Annotated in this window: 17 protein-coding genes; 4 read left to right on the top strand and 13 right to left on the bottom strand. The window is 60.2% G+C overall.

All coding sequences use genetic code 11. From position 1 onward, the window contains the following. Window positions 1-39 precede the first annotated feature (39 nt). From hydA to I6N93_RS00130, 9 genes are all read right to left on the bottom strand, one after another. Window positions 40-1,491, bottom strand: coding sequence for a dihydropyrimidinase (gene hydA, locus I6N93_RS00170; protein WP_085687601.1), 1,452 nt, complete (start codon window positions 1,489-1,491; stop codon window positions 40-42). 81 nt (window positions 1,492-1,572) lie between these two features. Continuing rightward, window positions 1,573-2,886, bottom strand: coding sequence for an NAD-dependent dihydropyrimidine dehydrogenase subunit PreA (preA, locus tag I6N93_RS00165; RefSeq protein ID WP_085687602.1), 1,314 nt, complete (start codon window positions 2,884-2,886; stop codon window positions 1,573-1,575). After that, the gene (locus I6N93_RS00160) at window positions 2,879-4,303 is read right to left on the bottom strand and encodes an NAD(P)-dependent oxidoreductase (RefSeq protein ID WP_085687604.1); all 1,425 of its coding nucleotides are present in this window, start codon (window positions 4,301-4,303) and stop codon (window positions 2,879-2,881) included. The genes preA and I6N93_RS00160 overlap by 8 nt, the downstream gene beginning before the upstream one ends. Window positions 4,304-4,785: 482 nt before the next feature. Further along, window positions 4,786-5,481: a TetR family transcriptional regulator C-terminal domain-containing protein gene (locus tag I6N93_RS00155; protein WP_232100091.1), complete on the bottom strand. Its 696-nt coding sequence runs from the start codon at window positions 5,479-5,481 to the stop codon at window positions 4,786-4,788. 70 nt (window positions 5,482-5,551) lie between these two features. Then, window positions 5,552-6,559: an ABC transporter substrate-binding protein gene (locus tag I6N93_RS00150; protein WP_085687606.1), complete on the bottom strand. Its 1,008-nt coding sequence runs from the start codon at window positions 6,557-6,559 to the stop codon at window positions 5,552-5,554. Window positions 6,560-6,617: 58 nt separating this feature from the next. Next, window positions 6,618-7,712: an ABC transporter permease gene (locus I6N93_RS00145; RefSeq protein WP_085687608.1), complete on the bottom strand. Its 1,095-nt coding sequence runs from the start codon at window positions 7,710-7,712 to the stop codon at window positions 6,618-6,620. Beyond that, window positions 7,709-8,590: an ABC transporter permease gene (locus I6N93_RS00140; protein WP_085687610.1), complete on the bottom strand. Its 882-nt coding sequence runs from the start codon at window positions 8,588-8,590 to the stop codon at window positions 7,709-7,711. The genes I6N93_RS00145 and I6N93_RS00140 overlap by 4 nt, the downstream gene beginning before the upstream one ends. Then, on the bottom strand, window positions 8,580-9,413 hold the full coding sequence (locus I6N93_RS00135; RefSeq protein ID WP_085687612.1) for an ABC transporter ATP-binding protein: 834 nt from the start codon (window positions 9,411-9,413) through the stop codon (window positions 8,580-8,582). The genes I6N93_RS00140 and I6N93_RS00135 overlap by 11 nt, the downstream gene beginning before the upstream one ends. Before the next feature lie 258 nt (window positions 9,414-9,671). Beyond that, window positions 9,672-10,988 (bottom strand): aspartate aminotransferase family protein, encoded by a 1,317-nt coding sequence (locus I6N93_RS00130; protein ID WP_085687614.1) that lies wholly within the window; start codon window positions 10,986-10,988, stop codon window positions 9,672-9,674. A gap of 251 nt (window positions 10,989-11,239) precedes the next feature. Here I6N93_RS00130 and I6N93_RS00125 point away from each other — a divergent pair, with 251 nt between their 5' ends. Continuing rightward, complete coding sequence (locus tag I6N93_RS00125) at window positions 11,240-12,004, top strand: SDR family NAD(P)-dependent oxidoreductase (RefSeq protein WP_085687616.1); 765 nt, start codon at window positions 11,240-11,242, stop codon at window positions 12,002-12,004. 156 nt (window positions 12,005-12,160) lie between these two features. Here I6N93_RS00125 and I6N93_RS00120 read toward each other — a convergent pair whose 3' ends face one another. Beyond that, window positions 12,161-12,382, bottom strand: a complete 222-nt coding sequence (locus tag I6N93_RS00120) for a hypothetical protein (protein ID WP_139829928.1) — start codon at window positions 12,380-12,382, stop codon at window positions 12,161-12,163. 44 nt (window positions 12,383-12,426) lie between these two features. Continuing rightward, window positions 12,427-12,576 carry a hypothetical protein gene (locus I6N93_RS00115; protein WP_181457988.1) on the bottom strand — a complete coding sequence of 50 codons (150 nt, stop codon included), beginning with the start codon at window positions 12,574-12,576 and terminating at the stop codon, window positions 12,427-12,429. Window positions 12,577-12,989: 413 nt separating this feature from the next. Here I6N93_RS00115 and I6N93_RS00110 point away from each other — a divergent pair, with 413 nt between their 5' ends. Next, complete coding sequence (locus I6N93_RS00110; protein ID WP_085687620.1) at window positions 12,990-13,724, top strand: carbonic anhydrase; 735 nt, start codon at window positions 12,990-12,992, stop codon at window positions 13,722-13,724. Window positions 13,725-13,809: 85 nt separating this feature from the next. Continuing rightward, window positions 13,810-15,327 (top strand): MocR-like pyridoxine biosynthesis transcription factor PdxR, encoded by a 1,518-nt coding sequence (gene pdxR, locus I6N93_RS00105; protein WP_085687622.1) that lies wholly within the window; start codon window positions 13,810-13,812, stop codon window positions 15,325-15,327. Here the strand turns inward: pdxR and glk are convergent. Next, complete coding sequence (gene glk / locus I6N93_RS00100; protein ID WP_085687624.1) at window positions 15,315-16,283, bottom strand: glucokinase; 969 nt, start codon at window positions 16,281-16,283, stop codon at window positions 15,315-15,317. The genes pdxR and glk overlap by 13 nt on opposite strands. 356 nt (window positions 16,284-16,639) lie before the next feature. Here glk and I6N93_RS00095 point away from each other — a divergent pair, with 356 nt between their 5' ends. Continuing rightward, on the top strand, window positions 16,640-17,764 hold the full coding sequence (locus tag I6N93_RS00095) for an aminotransferase class V-fold PLP-dependent enzyme (RefSeq protein WP_085687626.1): 1,125 nt from the start codon (window positions 16,640-16,642) through the stop codon (window positions 17,762-17,764). Window positions 17,765-17,801: 37 nt separating this feature from the next. Here the strand turns inward: I6N93_RS00095 and I6N93_RS00090 are convergent, their stop codons facing one another. Further along, window positions 17,802-18,827, bottom strand: coding sequence for a LacI family DNA-binding transcriptional regulator (locus I6N93_RS00090; protein ID WP_085687628.1), 1,026 nt, complete (start codon window positions 18,825-18,827; stop codon window positions 17,802-17,804). Window positions 18,828-19,116 lie beyond the last annotated feature (289 nt).

Raw genomic sequence — 19,116 nt, 5'->3', positions numbered from 1 at the left:
CTTCCTCACGGTCAATGCATTACTGTCACTGTTCAGCCGTTAGCGCTGAACGCTCTGCGGCGCGCGGGCTTTTTCCCATGCGGCGGCCGCGCTGAAGTCCGGACCGAACGCCGGACGTTTGATATAGCGACCGGCCCCTTCCTGCGCCCGCAGATCGCCCTCCGACCACACCACCACGCCCTGACTGACGGTGTACACCGGAATGCCGGTCACCGTGCGGCCTTCGAATACGTTGAAGTCATTGCGGGAGTGATGGGTTTCGGCGGAAAGCGTTTGACTGCCGTTCGGATCCCACAGCACCAGATCGGCGTCCACGCCCACCGTCACGCACCCTTTGCGCGGATAGAGGTTGAACAGCCGCGCGGTATTGGCCGACGTGACGGCCACGAATTCGCTGGGCGTCAGGCGCCCGCTGTTGACGCCGCCGTCCCACACCACCGCCATGCGCTCCTCCACGCCGCCGCAACCATTGGGGATCTTGGTGAAGTCGCCGCCGTCCGCCGCTTTCTGGCTGGCGCAGAACGTACAGTGATCGGTCGCCGTCGTGTGCAGCTGGCCGGACTGCAGGCCGCGCCACAGCGCCTCCTGATGGCCCTTGGCCCGGAAGGGCGGGCTCATGACGTGCGCCGCCGCTTTCCGGATATCCGGGTCGCGGTACACGCGATCGTCGATGGTCAGGTGGCCGGCCAGCACTTCGCCGTAGACCCGCTGGCCGCGGGCGCGGGCGCGGGCAATCACCTCCGCCGACTCCCGGCAGGAGACGTGCACGACGTAAATCGGCACGCCGAGCACATTGGCGATGGTGATGGCCCGGTTGGCCGCCTCTCCTTCCACCTCGGGCGGGCGCGACAGCGGGTGTCCCTCCGGCCCGGCGATCCCCTGCCTGAGCAGCTCCTGCTGCAGCAGATACACCATCTCCCCGTTTTCGGCGTGCACCGTCGGCATCGCACCCAGCTCCAGCGCGCGGCGGAAGCTGTTCATCAGCATTTCGTCGTCGCACATGATGGCGTTCTTGTAGGCCATGAAGTGCTTGAAGCTGTTTACGCCCTCCTCCCGCACCAGCGTGCCCATATCCCGGCGCACGCTCTCATCCCACCAGGTGATCGCCACATGGAAGCTATAGTCGGCCGCAGACTTTTCCGCCCAGCCGCGCCAGAGGTGATACGCCTCCATCAGCGACTGCCGGGGATTCGGGATCACGAAGTCGATGATGGTCGTCGTACCGCCCGCCAGCGCCGCCGCCGTGCCGCTGTAGAAATCGTCCACCGTGACGGTGCCCATAAACGGAAAATTCATGTGCGTATGCGGGTCGATCCCGCCCGGCATGACGTACAGGCCGCCGGCATCCACCACCTCGGCGCCCGCCGGCACATCGAATTGGGCAGCATCGCCCACGGCCGCAATTACGCCGTCGACGCACAGGACGTCGGCGCGGAACTGGCGATCGGCATTGACGACGGTGCCGCCTTTAATCAACAGAGTGTGATTCATCGTTATCTCCCTCTTTTTCGCCGGTGATCGCACCCGCTTGCTGCGGAAACCGCCACCGTCAGTGATGAAAACGCGCGCGGTTCAGCGCGCGTCGGCCTCGGTCGCCATCGGATTGTTGGGATGCGTGGTCCAGTTAGCGTATTTTTCGCTGACGACGTTGCCGCTCCGCTCGTCCACCTCGCCGGGCGCCAGGCTGCGCAGCGTGATGCAGTCTTCCACCGGGCAGATGGAAACGCACAGGTTGCAGCCCACGCAGTCTTCCTCTTTCACTTCAAAATGGCGCTCGCCGTCTTTCATGTGGGTGATGGCCTGATGAGAGGTATCTTCACAGGCCAGGTGGCAGCGCCCGCATTTGATGCACTTCGACTGATCAATCACCGCCTTGTCGACGTGGTTCAGGTTGAGATAGCGCCAGTCCGTGACGCTGCTCACGGCGCGTCCGCGAAAATCGTCCAGCGTGCGGTAGCCCTTCTCGTCCATAAAGTTGCTTAAGCCGTTGATCATGTCGCGCACAATCGGGAAACCGTGCACCATGACCGCCGTACACACCTGCACCGTGCCGCAGCCCAGCGAGATGAATTCGGCGGCGTCGCGCCAGGTGGAAATGCCGCCGATGCCGGAGATGGGCAATCCCACAGTGTCCGGATCGCGGGCGATTTCCGCCACCATGTTGAGCGCGATAGGTTTCACCGCCGGGCCGCAATAGCCGCCGTGAGACCCCTTGCCGCCTGTGTTGGGATGGATGCTCATCTGGTCGAGATCCACCCCAATCACCGAATTGATGGTGTTGATCAGCGATACCGCATCGGCCCCCCCGCCACGGGCCGCGCGGGCCGGATAGCGGATGTCGGTAATGTTGGGCGTCAATTTGACGATGGTCGGCAGGCGGCAATACTGCTTGCACCAGCGCGTCACCCGCTCGATATACTCCGGCACCTGCCCCACCGCAGCGCCCATGCCGCGCTCGCTCATGCCGTGCGGACAGCCGAAGTTCAGCTCGATGCCGTCGGCGCCGGTTTGCTCCACCAGCGGCAGAATGTATTTCCAGGCCTCCTCTTCGCACGGCACCATAATCGACACAATCACGGCGCGATCCGGCCAGTTGCGCTTGACACGGGCGATCTCCTCCAGGTTGACGTGTAGAGGCCGGTCGGTGATCAGCTCGATGTTATTCAGGCCAAGCACCCGCCGGTCGGCGCCGAGCAAGGTGCCGTAGCGCGGGCCGCTGACGTTGACCACATGCGGATCAATCCCCAGCGTTTTCCACACCACGCCGCCCCAGCCGGCTTCGAACGCCCGCACTACGTTGTACTCTTTGTCCGTCGGTGGTGCGGAGGCCAGCCAGAAAGGATTCGGGCTTTTAATGCCCAGGAATTCGGTACTGAGATCAGCCATGAGCACACCCCCGGTCCAGCAATACAGACATCGATGCGTCGTTGACGACCTGGCGTCCCGACACGGTTAAGGCCAAATCGATGGCGCGGGCGGCGATTTTGCCCTGCCGCACCGCGTCCACCGTCAGATCCAATCCGCCGGCGCAGCAGTCACCGCCCGCCCAGACGCCCGGCACGGAGGTGCGTCCCGCCTCGTCCGTCGCGATGCGCCGATCTATGAGCCGGATAGCGTCACCGACAGGCGCCGGGTCGTAGGTCTGACCGATCGCTTTCAGCACCATGTCTGCGGGCAGCGTGTAGGTTTCTCCACTGGCGGCCAGCTTGCCGTCTTCGCTCTGCATCACGGCGAACGACACACCCGTCACCGCGCCGTTTTCGCCGTGAATGGCCTGGGGCGCAGACCAGAAACGCAGGGTGACGCCGCACTGTTTGGCCCACGCCTGTTCATGGGGCGACGCCTTCATTTCCGCCTCGCTGCGGCGGTAGACCAGCGTGACCTCGCGCGCGCCCAGCTTTTTGGCCTGCACCGCCGCATCGACGGCGGTCATCCCGCCGCCGATCACCACCACCTTACGGCCGACGGGCACCCGGCTGAGATCCGCGGCCTGACGCAGCGCCGCGATAAAGTCGACCGCTTCCCGCACGCCGGTCAGCGGCGTTTCATGAATGCCCAGCGCATTGACGCCTGCAAGCCCCATGCCAAGGAACACGGCGTCGAACCCGGCCCGCAGCTGCTCCAGCGTCACGTCGCGCCCCAGCCGCTGGCCGAGACGCAGCTCAATACCGCCGACGGACAGCAGCCAGGCTATCTCCTTCTGGGCGAAGTCGTCGGTCGTCTTGTACGCCGCCAGCCCGTATTCGTTCAGGCCGCCGGGCTTGGGGCGGGCGTCGAAGATCACCACGTTATGACCGCTCACCGCCAGCCGGTGCGCGACGGTCAATCCCGCCGGTCCCGCCCCCACCACCGCGACGTTTTTGCCGGTGGCGGCGGCACGCATAAACAGCGGCCGTCCCGGATTAGCGAAGTAGGCGTCGGTCGCAAAGCGTTGCAGCAGGCCGATTTTCACCGGTTTGCCGTCCTGATCGTTGCGCACGCACGCCTGCTCGCACAGCGTTTCCGTCGGACAGACCCGGGCGCACATGCCGCCCAGCACGTTCTCCTGCAAAATGGCCTCGGCGGCCCCGCGCACGTTGTTCTGCGCAATGCGGTGAATAAAGCTTGGCACGTCGATATCCGCCGGGCACGACCGCGTACAGGGCGCGTCGAAACAGTAGTAACAGCGATCCGCCTCAATCACGGCCTGAGTGCCGGTCAGCGGCGGCGCGCTGTCGCTGAACTGACGGGCGTACTCCTCCTGCCTCAGCCGCTCAGCCCGGATACCGGGGGTGTTTACCCCCACAGGGGTCTGGTTTTTCATGCGTCGAACTCCTCTGTCCAAGCCCTGTCGGAAACAGGGGCGTGCAATGATCTCAGCGGGCGCGTGATATCGCCGGGCGGCCTCTTGCTCATTAAGAAAACGAAGCGGCGTCGCTGGTGCGCCGCGGCGCGCGGATAAAATCTGACCAACTGGTTAGGTTTTGTAAACTAATGATGCGATTTATGTGCCATCTTTTTGGCAACCGGTGAATCCACGTAAAACAAGGGGTTATCAGTCCATCACTTTTCACGATGAAGGCTTGATCGTCTCCATTTGGTGCAGTTCGCACCACTTTTGCTACAAATATGATCAAGGACGATCTTTTGATGCAAAGAAGGAAAAAACGAGGGAGAGCTATCACGCAAAGCGATGTTCGGGGGACATCACGACAGGTTGGCGGCAACTTGTTGGCCCGCGTTGCACAGGGTATTCAGCGGCGGTTGGTCTCAATCCACACAGCCTCTTCGGGAAGAGAGGCCGTACTACGCCTCCAGCCCGCAAATGCGAAATACGCAGCTCAGCACATGATCGGTGGCGCGCCGCTGTGCCGCGACAGAACCCGCATCGTCGCCCATCACGGCGGCGATCTGCACCGAGAAATCCGCGTAGGTCTGCGTCATCGACCAGACAGAGAAAAAGAAGTGCCGGGTATCCAGCGGCTTCATGCGCCCTGCGGCAATCCAACCTTCCAGCACCGCCGATTTTTCGTCCACCAGCTGGCGCAGTTCCGTCTGCAAACGCGCGTGCACCCTCGGGGCGCCCTGCAAGATTTCATTGGCGAACAGCTGCGACGCCTCTGGATGTTCAAAACTGAAGTACATCTTATGAATCACGTAGCGCTCAATCGCCGTTTTCGGGTCGGCCTGCGGTTGAAAATCATCCAACGGTGCCAGCCAGTCGTGCAGGATGTCATCCAGTACCGTGTAATACAGCGTTTCTTTGTTGCCGAAGTAGTAATGCAGGTTGGCCTTGGGCAAACCGGCCGCCTCGGCAATCAGCGCCATCGTGGCCCCTTTGAAGCCGTAACGCGCGAAGATCTGCTCCGCCGCCTGCAAAATGATGGCCTCATTATCCTGCCGGATACGCCCTTTCTCCGTGCCCTCGCCGCGTTCAGCGGTTCGCGAGCCATTCAGGAGCGGGGAGGCCTGTGCGTCTGACACTTTGCTATTCCACATCATTCACGTTCTCACTGATACACGGAAACCACCGCCATCCTTGGCGATGAGAGCCTATCCTGAATCACCTTCGCTATTTCGCCGCGGCGTCCCACACGACGTGGCTCATGGCGGCATCGCCCGGATCTTTTTTGATGACCGGCGTTCCGCCGCTGTTCAGCAGCACGTCCACCGTGCGGCGATAAGCCGCCGGGTCGAGGTAGCCGATTTGCGGCGTGTTGGCATGTGTGATCAGCTTGGCGACGTTTTCCATCTGACGCTGCTGCACCTCAACCGTGGCCGCGCCCGACGCATCCTGCTCAACGATAATCTCCGCCGCTTCCTGCGGATGCGATACCGCGTAGTTCCAGCCCCGGTACGACGCTTTCAGGAATTTAGCCATTTTGTTGACGAACGCCGGATCGCCGAGGCTCGGTCCCAGCACGTACAGGCCGTCTTCCAGCGTGGAGACGCCCTGATCCTCATACGGGAACGTGATCAGATCGTCCGGTTTCATGCCCGCGTCGATCAGCTGCCCGTACTCGTTATAGTTCATGGCGGAAATGCAGGCCGCCTGATTTTGCAACAGCGGATCGACGTTAAACCCTTGCTTCAACACTTTGATATCCACATCGGGCTTGTAGCCCAGCTTGTTCATCCAGTTAAAGAACGGGTACTCGTTGCCGCCGAACCAGACGCCCAGCGTTTTCCCCTTCAGGTCGGCCGGCGTACTCACGCCGCTCGATTTTTTGCAGGTCAGCATCATGCCGGAGCGGTCGAAAATCTGCGCGATGTTGACCAGCGGCACACCCGCTTCACGCGCCGCCAGCGCATCCGGCATCCAGTTGACGATCACGTCCGCCGACTTGCCGGCGATCACCTGCACCGGCGAGATATCCGTGCCGCCGGGTTTGATGACCACGTCCAGCCCTTCCTCCTGGTAGTAGCCTTTCTCCTGCGCGACGTAATAGCCCGCGAACTGCGCCTGCGGCACCCACTTCAGCTGCAGAGTGACTTTCTCGGCGGCATACGCCGACATACAGCCGCACAACGACAAGGCGGTCAACCACAGTCCACGACGAATAGCAGAACGTTTGATCATCAGAGGTATCCTCAGCGTTAAGTGAACACAAAGCTTCCGTCTCGCGGCCGCACCGCGATTACGACATACCGCGCACAGCGGGATGCCAGAAGTTAATTTGCTTCTCCAGTCTGACCAGCAGGGCATACGCCAGCGACCCGACGACCGACGCCACCACAATCGCCGCCCAGACGGTCGCCATATGCATGCGCGCCGCCTCCGTCGAGATGCGGAACCCCAGTCCGGCCGTCGGCGAGCCGAAAAATTCCGCCACAATCGCACTGATCAGCGCCAGCGTGGCATTCACCTTCAGCGCGCCGAAAATGAACGGCAGCGCGGCGGGCAAACGTAATGAGAACAGCGTCTGGCGCGGGCTGGCGGCGTAGCAGTACATCAGCTCGCGTTCCATTTTCCCGCTGGCCTGCAACCCCGCCAGCGTGCTGACCAGCGCCGGGAAGAACGTGACCAGCACGATCACCGCCGCCTTAGAAGGCCAGTCGAATCCAAACCACATCACGGCGATAGGCGCGACGCCCACCAGCGGGATGGTGCTGGTCAGATTGGCCAGCGGCAGCAGCCCGCGCTGCAAAAACGGCAGCCGGTCGATCAACAAAGCGACGAGGACGCCCAGTCCGCAGCCCAGCGCGTAGCCAATCAGCACCGATTTCACCACCGTCTGCATCACGTCACCCGCCAGCAGCTCCGCGCCCTCATACAGCGCGCGCGCAATATTCAGCGGCGTGGGCAGCAGCACCTGCGGCACCGCAAATACGGTCACCAGCAGCTGCCAGAAGTAGAGCACCCACAGGCCAAACAGCGTCGCCACCAGACTCGGCGGCAAGGCAACGTCGCTGACGCCCGCCAGCCGCTGAACACTTAGGCAGGCCAGCAGCGCCACCGCCGTCAACGAAAGCCAGTAGGCGGCCCCGCCGCCGTCGAGGACGATCAGCCAACCCGCCGCGCCCACGACGGGCACCGTCAACAACAGCCAACGGCATAGCGACGATAAAGGAGAAAAACCCAGCAGCACGGCAACCAGTGCGAACAAGATCACGCCGAGCATGAGGTAGCGGTCGGCGACATCGCCGGTCATCAGCCATTGACTGAACGCCAACAGCACCATCGTCAGCGCGGCAACCAGCATCACCACGCCTGATATCGCTTTTGCTTTCATCGTCCCCCCTTGCGCGACATCATCACCAGACGCTCTATCTGGCTGACCAACGCCGTCAGCGCCAATCCCAGCAAAGACGCCATGACCAGCGCCGACCAGATCTGGATGGTGTTGCCGTAGTAAGAACCGGTCAGCAAACGCGCGCCCAGTCCGGCCTGCGCGCCGGTCGGCAGCTCGGCGACCATCGTGCCCACTAGCCCGCTGGCAATCGCAACGCGGAAAGCGGGGAACAGGTATGGCAGCGACGACGGCAGCCGTACCATCCAAAAGGTGTCGACCCGGCTGGCGGCATAGGTGCGCACCAGCTCCATCTCCATTTTTTGCGGCGATCGCAGCCCCTGAACGGCGGCGATCGTCACCGGGAAAAAGCACAGATACATGGCGATGGTGGCTTTCGGCAGCAGCCCCGTAATCCCCATGCTGCCCAGAATAATCAGCACGATGGGCGCTATCGCCAGCACCGGCACGGTCTGCGACGCCACAATCCAAGGCAGCAGCGCTTTATCGAGCGTGCGGGAGTGGACGATACAGACCGCAAGCAACATGCCCAGCACGATCCCCAGCGCGAAGCCGGTCAGCGCGGCGCTGGCCGTGACCCAGGTGTGCAGCAGCAGGTTGCGTGGCGAAGTGACCGGCCAGCGCGTCAGGCTGGTCCAAATATCCGTGATGATTTGATCCGGCGCGGGCAGCACCGGACGCGGCATGGACAGCGTGACGCCGACCAGATCGCGCCAGCTCCAGGCGCCCTTCGGCGCCAGCGTGCGTTCAATCGCGCCCGGCGCATTGAGGACGATGGCGAGCAGATACCAGCTGGCTACGGCAGCAACCAACACCACGGCTATCGGCAGCGCGTGATGGCGCAAAGCGTTAGTGTTCATGGTGCCCCTCCACCAACGCTTCCCTCACCTCTTGCGCCAGACGAATAAATTCAGGCGTGTCGCGCAGCGACAGATCTCGCTCGGGCGGCAGCGGCGACGTCAGCACATCGACGATACGGCCGGGGCGCGGCGACATGATGACGATGCGGGTAGAGAGATAGACCGCTTCCGCGATCGAGTGGGTGACGAACACCATCGTGCGCTGTTCGGCGTACCACAGCTGCTGTAGCTGCTGGTTGAGGTTGTCGCGCGTCAGTTCGTCCAGCGCGCCGAACGGCTCATCCATCATCAGGATCTGCGGAGAGAACCCCAACGCGCGGGCGATGGAGACGCGCTGCTGCATGCCTCCGGACAGCTGCCACGGAAATGTCTTCTCGAAGCCCGCCAGCCCGACCCGCGCCAGCTGTTCGCGCGCGATGGCCTCGCTCTGGACGGGCGGACGTCCCTGAATTTGCAGCGGCAGCATCACGTTCGCCAGCACCGTGCGCCACGGCAGCAGCACCGGCGACTGGAACACGTAGCCGTAGGCGCCCGCCTGCCGCGCCTCGGACGGCGTCATGTCGTTGACTTTCACCTCGCCGGAGGTCAGCGGCTCTAGATCGGCTATGGCACGCAATAGCGTGGTTTTCCCGCAGCCGGACGGCCCGATAAACGACACGAACTCGCCTTGTCGGATGGTCAGATTGATGTCTTTCAGCGCATGCACCGACTGGTCGGCCGATGGATAAATGATATTGGCGTCGCGCACCACCACGGCGGGTCTGGCCGTCGCGGTTTTCAGCGTCAAGACGGAGGGTTCCTCAGCGGACATAAATTGGCTCATTGCGGTTCTCCCTCTGGCAATTTTGACCGGGTGGTTAGGTTTTCTTATTCTGATGTATGCGATTTCCGTGCCATTTTCAGGCTTAGCCGGATAACCTTACAAAATGCGCAGGATTGCTGACGTTGTCGGCAATATATCGATAATTTATGGCTAAATTGGTGCAAATGGCGGCAAGTTTGCGTTGATATGGAGCAAGAGAAAACGGAGCGGGAAGCAGGAATACCCGCTGCGACAAAGCAGCGGGAAAAGCGGTAAATATCAGCCGAGCGTTGCGCTAAGCGCAGCGAGCGCGTCGTCAATCATCGCCAGCCCCTGCCGTGCCTCGTCGGCCGTCACCACGCACGGCGGCACAACGTGTACTCGGTTTTCAGCCAGAAAACCGAGCATACCGCGCGCGTACAGGTCAGCCTTGAGCTGGGCCATTTTGTCCGCGGGCATCGGCGTTTTGGCAACCGGGTCGATCACCAATTCCAGCGCGTGGAACACCCCTTTCCCGCGCGTTTCGCCGACGATGTCGTATTTTTCCGCCAACTCACGCAGTCCCGGAGCCAGAACGGCGTCGCCCACCTGCGCGGCGTTATCGACAATCCCCTCTTCCGCCATCGCGTCTAACGTCGCGACAATCGCCGCCATCGCCAGCGGATGCCCGGAGTAGGTCAGCCCGCCGGGGAACAGCCTGTCATCGAAGAAGTGAGCGATCGGATCGGAAATAATGACCCCGCCCGCGGGCACATAGCCGGAGTTCACGCCCTTGGCGAAGGTGATCAAATCCGGCGTGATGCCGTAGTGTTCGAAGGTAAACCAGCGGCCGGTACGTCCGAACCCGGCCATGACCTCGTCCATAATCAGCAGGATGCCGAATTCCCGCGCCAGCGCGGACACGCCCGCCAGATAGCCCGGCGGCGGCATCAAAATCCCTGCCGTGCCGGGAATGGTTTCCAGCAAAATAGCGGCGATGGTGCCGGGGCCTTCGCACTCGATAGTCCGACGCAGATGATGCAGCGCCGCCTGGCACTCCTCTTCCTCGGTGGTGGCGTGAAACTCACTGCGGTACAGGTATGGCGTGAAAAAGTGGATATGGCCGCGGAAATATTCGTTCGGCAACCGACGCCAGTCGCCGGTGGCGCCAATCGCGCTGCCGGTGTTGCCGTGATAGGAGCGGTAGCTGGAAAGGATCTTGTCCTTTCCTGTGAACAGACGCGCCATGCGGATGGCGTTCTCGTTGGCGTCGGCACCCGCGTTGGTGAAGAACACCTTGCTGAAGTTCTCCGGCGCCAGCGACACAATGCGCTTCGCCGCTTCGCCACGCGCCAGATTCGCCGTGGCGGGCGCAATCGTCGTCAGCTGATCCGCCTGCGCCTTGATCGCGGCCACGACCTTCGGGTGCTGAGCGCCGATATTGGTATTCACCAGCTGACTGCTGAAATCGAGATAGGTCTTCCCGTCGTAGTCCCACAGACGGCAGCCCTCGCCGCCCGCAATGACCAGCGGATTTAAGCCGCCCTGCGCCGACCAGGAGTGAAAAACATACTGTCTGTCGAGCTGACGGACCGTGGCGTTTGATGGTGCGGTCATCTTCTTGTCCCCCTCAACGACCGTCTTACGGTCGGCGGCTATCGGAATCGAACTCTGTCATGGCAGACTAAAAACAAATCCGGCCGATGCGATAGAGCCAGTTGCGGATAATCGTTGGGCCAGAAGGTGTGTCCCATCGCTTTTTCCCAACTGGCCCTATGACGGCGCCGCCGGGATTCGTAAAGTCATTTTTTCGCCGTGGAGCGCACCACAGGCCCACGGACCAATTGATTGAGGGGAGAAGACGTTTCATGCCAAACATCGTATTTATCACCGGCGCCACCTCCGGATTCGGGCAGGCCGCCGCCCGCCACTTCGCCGCACAGGGCTGGTCGTTGATCCTCACCGGGCGTCGGGCCGAGCGCCTGCAAGCGCTGTATGACGAACTATCCCCAAAAACGCCGACCTTTATCGCCACGCTGGACGTCCGTGACGCTGCTGCGGTTCAGACACTCGTGGACAGCCTGCCCGACGACTTCAAGGCGGTGAAAGCACTGGTCAACAACGCCGGACTGGCGCTGGCGCCGCAGCCCTCCCAGACGGTCGCGCTGGAAGACTGGCACACCATGATCGACACCAACGTCAAAGGGCTGGTGAACGTGACGCACGCGCTGCTGCCGACGCTGATTCACACGGGCAAAGGGGCCAGCATTATCAATCTCGGCTCCATCGCCGGACAATGGCCGTACCCCGGCAGCCACGTCTACGGTGCCTCTAAGGCGTTTGTGAAACAGTTCAGCTATAACCTGCGCTGCGATCTGCAAGGCACCGGCGTGCGCGTCACCGATCTGGCCCCCGGCATCGCCGAAACCGAATTCACGCTGGTCAGGACCAAGGGCGATCAGGCCGCCTCCGACCAGTTGTACCGCGGCACCACGCCGCTGACGGCGGAAGATATCGCAGAGCAGATCTTCTATATCGCCACGCTGCCGGACCATATCAATATCAACCGTGTGGAAGTGATGCCGGTGCGTCAGACCTGGTCCGCGTTCGCTATTGACCGCGATCCCAGCTGACGGCGGGGTTTCCCCCTTGCTGCATTAAAGGGTGGTAAGGGGGTGAGCCGTGGGGATTGATACGAATAAATTAATTCCAGGGCCGAAGCGTTATTCGGTAAACTAGGTATTTATCTAACTGATGAACAAATGCCGTAAAAAATCGATTGCGACGGATTAAATAGTATATTTTTTTGCTTTTAAGAAGATATTATATAAAGTACGATAATATGAAACTACTTCCAGAACCAACAAACGATCTTCTTCTTCTGTTCGACTGTTTCCTTGCCGAATATTCTCACTTCTCAATGCCTCATTAGTAAGTTCATCAGGAGTATAATATTTATTACAATCAACTTTGGCATAACTGGATGAACAGTTAACAACCTGAGCTCTCATGAGTAATTCCGCACAGCCTGCTATTTTTTCCGCTAATTCTTCGACTAATCCAGCCTGTTCAATATTTTCATATAAAAAAAATCATCTATTCTCTCATCTTTAGGAGAAATACTTGCGAATCCACCACCGAATTTCTTAGAGCTTTCCAGTAAGAACTTAAACATAGCCAGACGTGAAACCTGTAGTTCAGCCAAAACTTTGTCAGCTTCCTTTCGTACTTCCCGCAGCTTTACAATATTTCCAGCTATAGAAAACTCCTGTATTTCAGAAGAAAAATACAATATTAAACTTATAATGGAACATATGGTAAAAAATGTTATCGATTCCCCGACTGTAGTCTTACACATATAAAAAAAGAAACCGTTAAATGAAGTAAAAAACAAAAAAATAACAGAGAAATTATTTTCATAAAAACATATCCTTTTAGTAAAAAATAAAATTTAAGCATTAAAAATAGACAAAATATCCTATCCCCAATCACCCCTTCTCGCAAAGCGGTTTACCCTTGGTTTAAGGGCATAAAACAAAATGGATTTATCGCTAACCCCATGATTAACAACGCAGTATAATTTAGCCCCATAGATTTATGATAAGGTTAAAGTTGTTAATGAAATATATCCCGTTATTTACAGCCAGCTTATTTCTGGCCTGTTCATCACCGGTATTCAGCGCTGAACACGCCCAATGGTCTTATGAAGGGGAGCACGACCCCGCGCATTGGGGTGCTGATTTCCATGTCTGCGGCGACGGTATGTATCAATCGCCCATCAATATCACCGCCGTTCAGCATACGCATCAAAAGCCGTTGCAGCTGCGTTTCAGTCAAGAAGACAGCCTGCGCGTGATTAACAACGGCCATACGATTGAAGTCGAAGATAAGAAAGGCGATACCTTAACGGTCGATGGCGAAGCGTTCACCCTGCAACAATTTCATTTTCACTCACCAAGTGAAAATCAAATTGAGGGGAAAGCCTTTCCGTTCGAAGCGCACTTCGTGCACCAAAACGCCCGAGGCGAAACGGCCGTGGTCGCCGTCATGTACCGCCTGGGCGCGCCGAACGCGGAACTGGACAAAATCTGGCAGCAGATGCCGACCGAGGTTGCTCACGAGAACGCACTGACCACCCATATTCAGCTGCGTAAGCTGCTTCCGCAGAATTTGAGCTATTACCGCTACAGCGGCTCGCTGACCACCCCGCCCTGCACCGAAGGCGTGCGCTGGATAGTGCTGAAACATCCGCAAACCGTCTCCGAACAGCAGATCCAACGCTTTAGCGCCGTCATGCATCATTACAACAATCGTCCGCCTCAGCCGCTGCACGGCCGTGTCGTAATCGGTTAATTCCGGGCAGGCTCCGCGGCGAGCTATTCGGTATGGATATTGCTACTCTCACCCTGAGGCCGTTCAGACCCATGAGGACCACAGGATGATCGATCGCTGTCTGCACATCGATTTTGTCGCCAGCCGGAGCCTGCAAGAGCAGCTGCGCGAAAAGCTAATAGACGCCATTCTGACGGGCGTATTCCCAGCGGAAGAGGCGTTGCCGTCTTGTCGGAAGCTATCGAACCAGCTCGCCATTTCGCGCAACACCGTGGCGCTGGTGTATGAAAGCCTGCTGAACGACGGCTATCTGGTCAGCCGTCCCCGTAGCGGCTATTTTCTGCATCCGGACTATCACCAGCCCGAGACGCTCGCCGAGATCCGCCTCCAACAGACGCCCCCTGACGAAGCGCAGCCCTCGCCTGACTGGAGCAAACGGCTCAACGTCAGCCCAAGCGGTTTTTTCGCCATCATGAAACCGGCGCGCTGGATGGACTACCCCTTCCCGTTTATTTACGGCCAGCCGAATACTCAGCTGTTTCCGCTCGAACAGTGGCGTGAAACCACCCGTCGCATCACCGGCCTGCATCGCGATCATCGTTGGCTGTACGACCATATCGATCAGGACGTGCCGCTGCTGATTGAGCAGGTACGACAGCGGATTTTGCCCAAGCGCGGCATTATCGCCCAAGCCGATGAAATTCTGATCACGCTCGGTTCGCAAAACGCGCTCTCGCTGCTGTCGCAGCTGCTGTTTAATCACCGCACGCGTGTGGCGGTGGAAAATCCCATCTTCCGCGAAGCGGTGAACACCTTTGCGCTTCAGGGCGCGCAGATCGTGCCGCATAGCCTTGACCACGAAGGCCTGCGGTTAAATGCCGCCTCCACCGACTGCGACTACTTTTACGTCACGCCCAGCCATCAGGCGCCCACCGGCATTCGCATGAGCAACGCGCGCCGTGCCGCATTGCTGGAGCACGCGCGCCTGCACGATCGGATCATTATCGAAGATGATTACGACTCGGAAACCAACCTCGACCCGCAGCCGCGCGCCGCGCTGAAGGCCAGCGACACGCACAACCGGGTGATTTACGTCAGCAGTCTCTCCAAGTCGCTGTCGCCCGGTTTACGGCTGGGTTATCTGGTGGCCCCCGCGGAGCTGATTGACGAACTGCGGGCGCTGCGTCGCCTGTCCTATCGCCATCCGCCGACCACTATTCAACATCAAATGGCCCATTTTCTGGCGCAGGGCTATTACGAGGCCTATCTTCACCGCTATCGCGAAGACTCCGCGCGCCGCTGGCACAGGTTGAATGAAGCGTTGGGGCATTGCCTGCCCGCCTGTCGCCGTATGGCGGGGAGCGAACATGCCAACGCGTTCTGGCTACAGGCGCCGGAGGGCGTCGATACGCATCAGCTGGCGTGGCGGGCCGCGCATAGGGGGGTATTGATAGAACCGGGACAGGCGCATTTTTTGGGTTCCAATGCGCCAGACAACTTTTTCCGGTTAGGCTTTCACGCTATCGATGAGGTGCAGATCGCGCCGGGCATCGCCCGTTTGGCGGAGGCTTTCCGCACGTTGGGCGACCCCGATATCGCCGCCAGCGAGCTTCAGAGCGTATAGCCCAGCGCCTGACGCAGATAGGCGCCGGCACCCAGCAGGCCGGGATGTTTGTGAGAGATCATGAAGACCGGGATTGGCGCGAGATAGTCTTTGAAACGCCCTTTGTCCTCAAACGCCGCCCGGAAGCCGGAGTGACGGAAGAACGCCATAAATCGAGGCACGATGCCGCCCGCGATATAGACGCCCCCGAACGTGCCCATCGTCAGCGCCAGATTGCCGCCGAAACGCCCCAGCATGACGCAGAACAGCGATAATGCGCGACGGCAGTCGATACAGTCATCTGCCAGCGCCCGTTCCGATACCGCTTTGGGACTCAGATCCTCCGGCATGCGGCCATCGGCCTTCACCACCGCGCGATAGATATTGACCAGCCCCGGACCGGAAAGCACGCGCTCCGCCGACACATGGCCCATTTCCTGACGCAGCACGGAGAGGATGTCGTCCTCTTCCTCGCTGTTAGGCGCGAAGTCCACATGGCCGCCCTCGCCGGGAAGGCTGATCCACTTGCCCGCCACCGGCAGTAGGTGGGCCACGCCGAGTCCCGTTCCCGCACCGTACACCGCCACGGGTTTGCCCGCTTCGGCGCTACCGCCGCCAAGTTGGATCACGTCCTCCTCCCGCAGCACCGGGATCGCCATGCTGACCGCCGTAAAGTCGTTGATGACGTCCAGACGATCAAACCCCAGCCGCTGTTGCAGCTCGTTAATGGAAAACGCCCAGTAGTGATTGGTCATCGCCACCCAGTCGTCCACCACCGGGCAGGCAATGGCGATACAGCCGCTTTTGATCGTCAGTTCGCTATGTTCGGACAAAAAAGCGTTGATCACCGCTTCCAGGCTCGGAAAGTCGTCGACCGAGTATTGTTTGCTGCGCGAAATCGCTCCGTCATCCAACTGACAAAGCGCCAGGCGGGCGTTCGTTCCACCCACATCACCCACCAATGCATGCTGGTGCATATTTTATGTTCTCCGATTAGATGGCTGCGTATCCCAACGGGAAAATGACCGACCGATTGCCCGGCTGCGCATCCTCCGTCGCAAACGGGATAGGGCTTTCCTGACGGGGAGATGGCGTTAGGCCGCAGAGGAGACGCCCTGCGTAAAGCAGAGCCTCGAACGCTGGCCGCGATCCGCGAACAGACCCCGGTTTCACGGCGGAATACGTTTCGTATAAGGTATCTCGCCCCCTGACACAAATCTAGCCGGATACGTCCGACTCCGCTGCGCCAAGATAAAATTTCCGTATCGCTTTCCGCCCATCCTGAGTATCTTCATCTAAAAGAAAAATCAGCTCATTCCCTAAGGAGATATGCATGACGCTCACCATTCCCGAGGCGCTTATCCCCGCCGATCCTCGTTTCGGCTGCGGCCCCTCGCTCATCCACCTTGATGATTTAACCCGCCTAATGGACAAAGGTCCCCATCTGCTGGGCACCAGCCACCGCAAAGCGCCGGTACGCGCGCTGTGCGGCGAGATTCAGGAAGGACTGCGTTCGCTGCTGTCCGTCCCGGACGACTACAGCATCGTACTGGGCAACGGCGGCGCGACGCTGTTGTTCGATATGGTCGGGCTGGGAATGGTGAAAAAACGTATCGTTCACCACGTCTGCGGTGAGTTCTCAGGGAAATGGTTTAAAGCCTCCAGGCGCATTCCGTGGATTGAGGCCGCCAGCCTGGAAGTGGACTACGGGCAAGGGCACCGCGAATTCAGCACCGCCGACGCCGACGTTGTGACCTGTACGCTGAACGAGACCTCCACCGGCGTGATGAACACGACGCTGCCCGAGGTGGGCGATGATTGTCTGCTGGCCGTGGATGCGACCAGCGGCGCCGGTCAAATCGCCTGCGACCTGTCGCGCGTCGACGTGTTCCTGTTCTCCCCGCAGAAAGTGTTCGCCAGCGAAGGCGGGCTTTTCGTCGCCATCCTGTCGCCGAAGGCCAAAGCGCGGATCGCGGAGATTGCCGCCGATAAGACGCGCTATATTCCCGTCTTCGCCGACTGGCAGATTGCGCTCAACAACAGTGAACAACAGCAGACTTACAATACGCCGGCGACCGTCACCCTGTTCCTGTTCGCCGAACAGGTGAAACGCATGAGCGCGCTCGGGTTTGCCGAAGTGCAGCGTCAGGCCGCCGCCAAAGCGGAGCACCTCTACCAGTGGGCCACCGACAGGGACTATCTGACGCCTTACGTGGAAGATCCGGCCTTCCGCTCCACCACCGTCGCGGCGATTGACGTGGCCGACGCCATTTCCGTCGACCAGTTGACCCGCTATCTGGACGAGCATGGGCTGGTGCATGGCATCGAAGGGTATCGGGCGCTGGGACGCAACCAACTGCGTATCGCCCTGTTCCATAACATCGCGCTCGACGATGTGAGAAAGCTGACCGCGCTGATCGACTTCCTGATAAGCAGCGGTGAGTTCAACGTCGCTTAATTGACGCCCAGCCCGCCAATGCCAGACGGCACATCGTCTAGCGTTGGCGGGTGCTAGCCCGCACCACCAGCGGCGCCGGAAGCGGCTGCCTCGCTTCGACCTCCTGCCCCCGCAGCTCCACCAACAGTTGTTCACCGGCTAGCGTCCCCATCTGCCGATAGGGCAGCGCGACCGTGGTTAACGGCGGCGAACACACGGCGGAAAGATCGCCGCCGCCGAGGCTGGCCACCGCCAGCTGGCTGGGAACATCCACCCCTTCCGCATGGCAGGCCATGATCACGCCGCAGGCGACTTCATCCGTGGTGCAGATCAGCACGTCCAGCTCCGGCCAGGTCAGACGAATGTCCGGCAGCCGCTGGTGACCGGCGGCGAACGCTGGCGGCTCCGTTGTGGCGATAACCCGATGCGGCGAATGATTGACGGCCAGCATCGCGCTGTGCCAACCGTGCATCATCTGTTTGAGCATCGTACCGCTGGTCTGGCTGCACAGCAGCCCCAGATGCCGATACCCGCTTCTCGCCAGATGATACACCAGCGCCGCCACCGCCTGGGCGTAGTCGACGCCGACGCTGACGTCCAGCGGCTGCGGATGAAGCGCGCCCACCTGCATCACCGGCAGACCGGAGTTGATCAACAGTCGCCGTCCTTCGTCCGTGCTGTCGAAATTAAAATGCACCATCGCGGCAGGATGATAGGCGAGCAGGCGCTCGATCAGCTGCCGCTCGCCGCTGGCGGAGTGGTCCGCCTCCACCAGCATCATGCTGTACTCCGCTTCTTTCAGCACGGCTTGCAGCGCTTCCGACACTTGCGCGCATCCCGGCGTCGCAAAAGAAGGCACCACCATGAGGATCAGCTGCGACGAGGCCGAAGCCAGCGCGCTCGCCGCCAGATTAGGCACGTAATCCAGCTCCGCCATCGCTGTCGCGATCTTCTCACGCAGCACCGGCGACACTTTCTCCGGCATCCGCAGCGCCCGGGACGCCGTCATCGCGCTGACGCCCACCCGCCGGGCGACATCGGCCAGCGTGCTCTTCCCCGTGTTACGCCGCCGCTTTTCTCTCATCCTTACCGCCTCCCTTTTCTCGTCCGCCGTCGTTGCCGCTTCGCCGCCGTGTTCATCCGGACCTGCATCTCTCTATCCCGAGAGAGCCGCCCTTGGGTGCCGGAATGAACCCTAATCCCTATGCGCTCAGTCTTAGGGTAACACCGCTAAGGGCGAGATAACCGGCCAGGCATCCAACATTCGTCGACGACGTCTCACTCCGCGCATTATTCGCCTCTGCTGGGAAATGTTAGCGCTAACTTTGCGAAACCTATCACAGAAAGACGGTCGATATTTCACCTACATTGAG

The organism is Lonsdalea populi (assembly GCF_015999465.1).
In the GTDB taxonomy this organism is placed as follows: Bacteria; Pseudomonadota; Gammaproteobacteria; order Enterobacterales; family Enterobacteriaceae; genus Lonsdalea; species Lonsdalea populi.
Note: the sequence above shows the minus strand (reverse complement) of the source record. Positions and strands in the feature narration are given on the sequence as shown.

Coding starts and splice junctions, on each gene's coding strand:
- hydA (WP_085687601.1), bottom strand. CDS start 1,491: ATGAATCACACTCTGTTGATTAAAGGCGGCACCGTCGTCAATGCCGAT.
- preA (WP_085687602.1), bottom strand. CDS start 2,886: ATGGCTGATCTCAGTACCGAATTCCTGGGCATTAAAAGCCCGAATCCT.
- I6N93_RS00160 (WP_085687604.1), bottom strand. CDS start 4,303: ATGAAAAACCAGACCCCTGTGGGGGTAAACACCCCCGGTATCCGGGCT.
- I6N93_RS00155 (WP_232100091.1), bottom strand. CDS start 5,481: ATGATGTGGAATAGCAAAGTGTCAGACGCACAGGCCTCCCCGCTCCTG.
- I6N93_RS00150 (WP_085687606.1), bottom strand. CDS start 6,559: ATGATCAAACGTTCTGCTATTCGTCGTGGACTGTGGTTGACCGCCTTG.
- I6N93_RS00145 (WP_085687608.1), bottom strand. CDS start 7,712: ATGAAAGCAAAAGCGATATCAGGCGTGGTGATGCTGGTTGCCGCGCTG.
- I6N93_RS00140 (WP_085687610.1), bottom strand. CDS start 8,590: ATGAACACTAACGCTTTGCGCCATCACGCGCTGCCGATAGCCGTGGTG.
- I6N93_RS00135 (WP_085687612.1), bottom strand. CDS start 9,413: ATGAGCCAATTTATGTCCGCTGAGGAACCCTCCGTCTTGACGCTGAAA.
- I6N93_RS00130 (WP_085687614.1), bottom strand. CDS start 10,988: ATGACCGCACCATCAAACGCCACGGTCCGTCAGCTCGACAGACAGTAT.
- I6N93_RS00125 (WP_085687616.1), top strand. CDS start 11,240: ATGCCAAACATCGTATTTATCACCGGCGCCACCTCCGGATTCGGGCAG.
- I6N93_RS00120 (WP_139829928.1), bottom strand. CDS start 12,382: ATGAGAGCTCAGGTTGTTAACTGTTCATCCAGTTATGCCAAAGTTGAT.
- I6N93_RS00110 (WP_085687620.1), top strand. CDS start 12,990: ATGAAATATATCCCGTTATTTACAGCCAGCTTATTTCTGGCCTGTTCA.
- pdxR (WP_085687622.1), top strand. CDS start 13,810: ATGATCGATCGCTGTCTGCACATCGATTTTGTCGCCAGCCGGAGCCTG.
- glk (WP_085687624.1), bottom strand. CDS start 16,283: ATGCACCAGCATGCATTGGTGGGTGATGTGGGTGGAACGAACGCCCGC.
- I6N93_RS00095 (WP_085687626.1), top strand. CDS start 16,640: ATGACGCTCACCATTCCCGAGGCGCTTATCCCCGCCGATCCTCGTTTC.
- I6N93_RS00090 (WP_085687628.1), bottom strand. CDS start 18,827: ATGAGAGAAAAGCGGCGGCGTAACACGGGGAAGAGCACGCTGGCCGAT.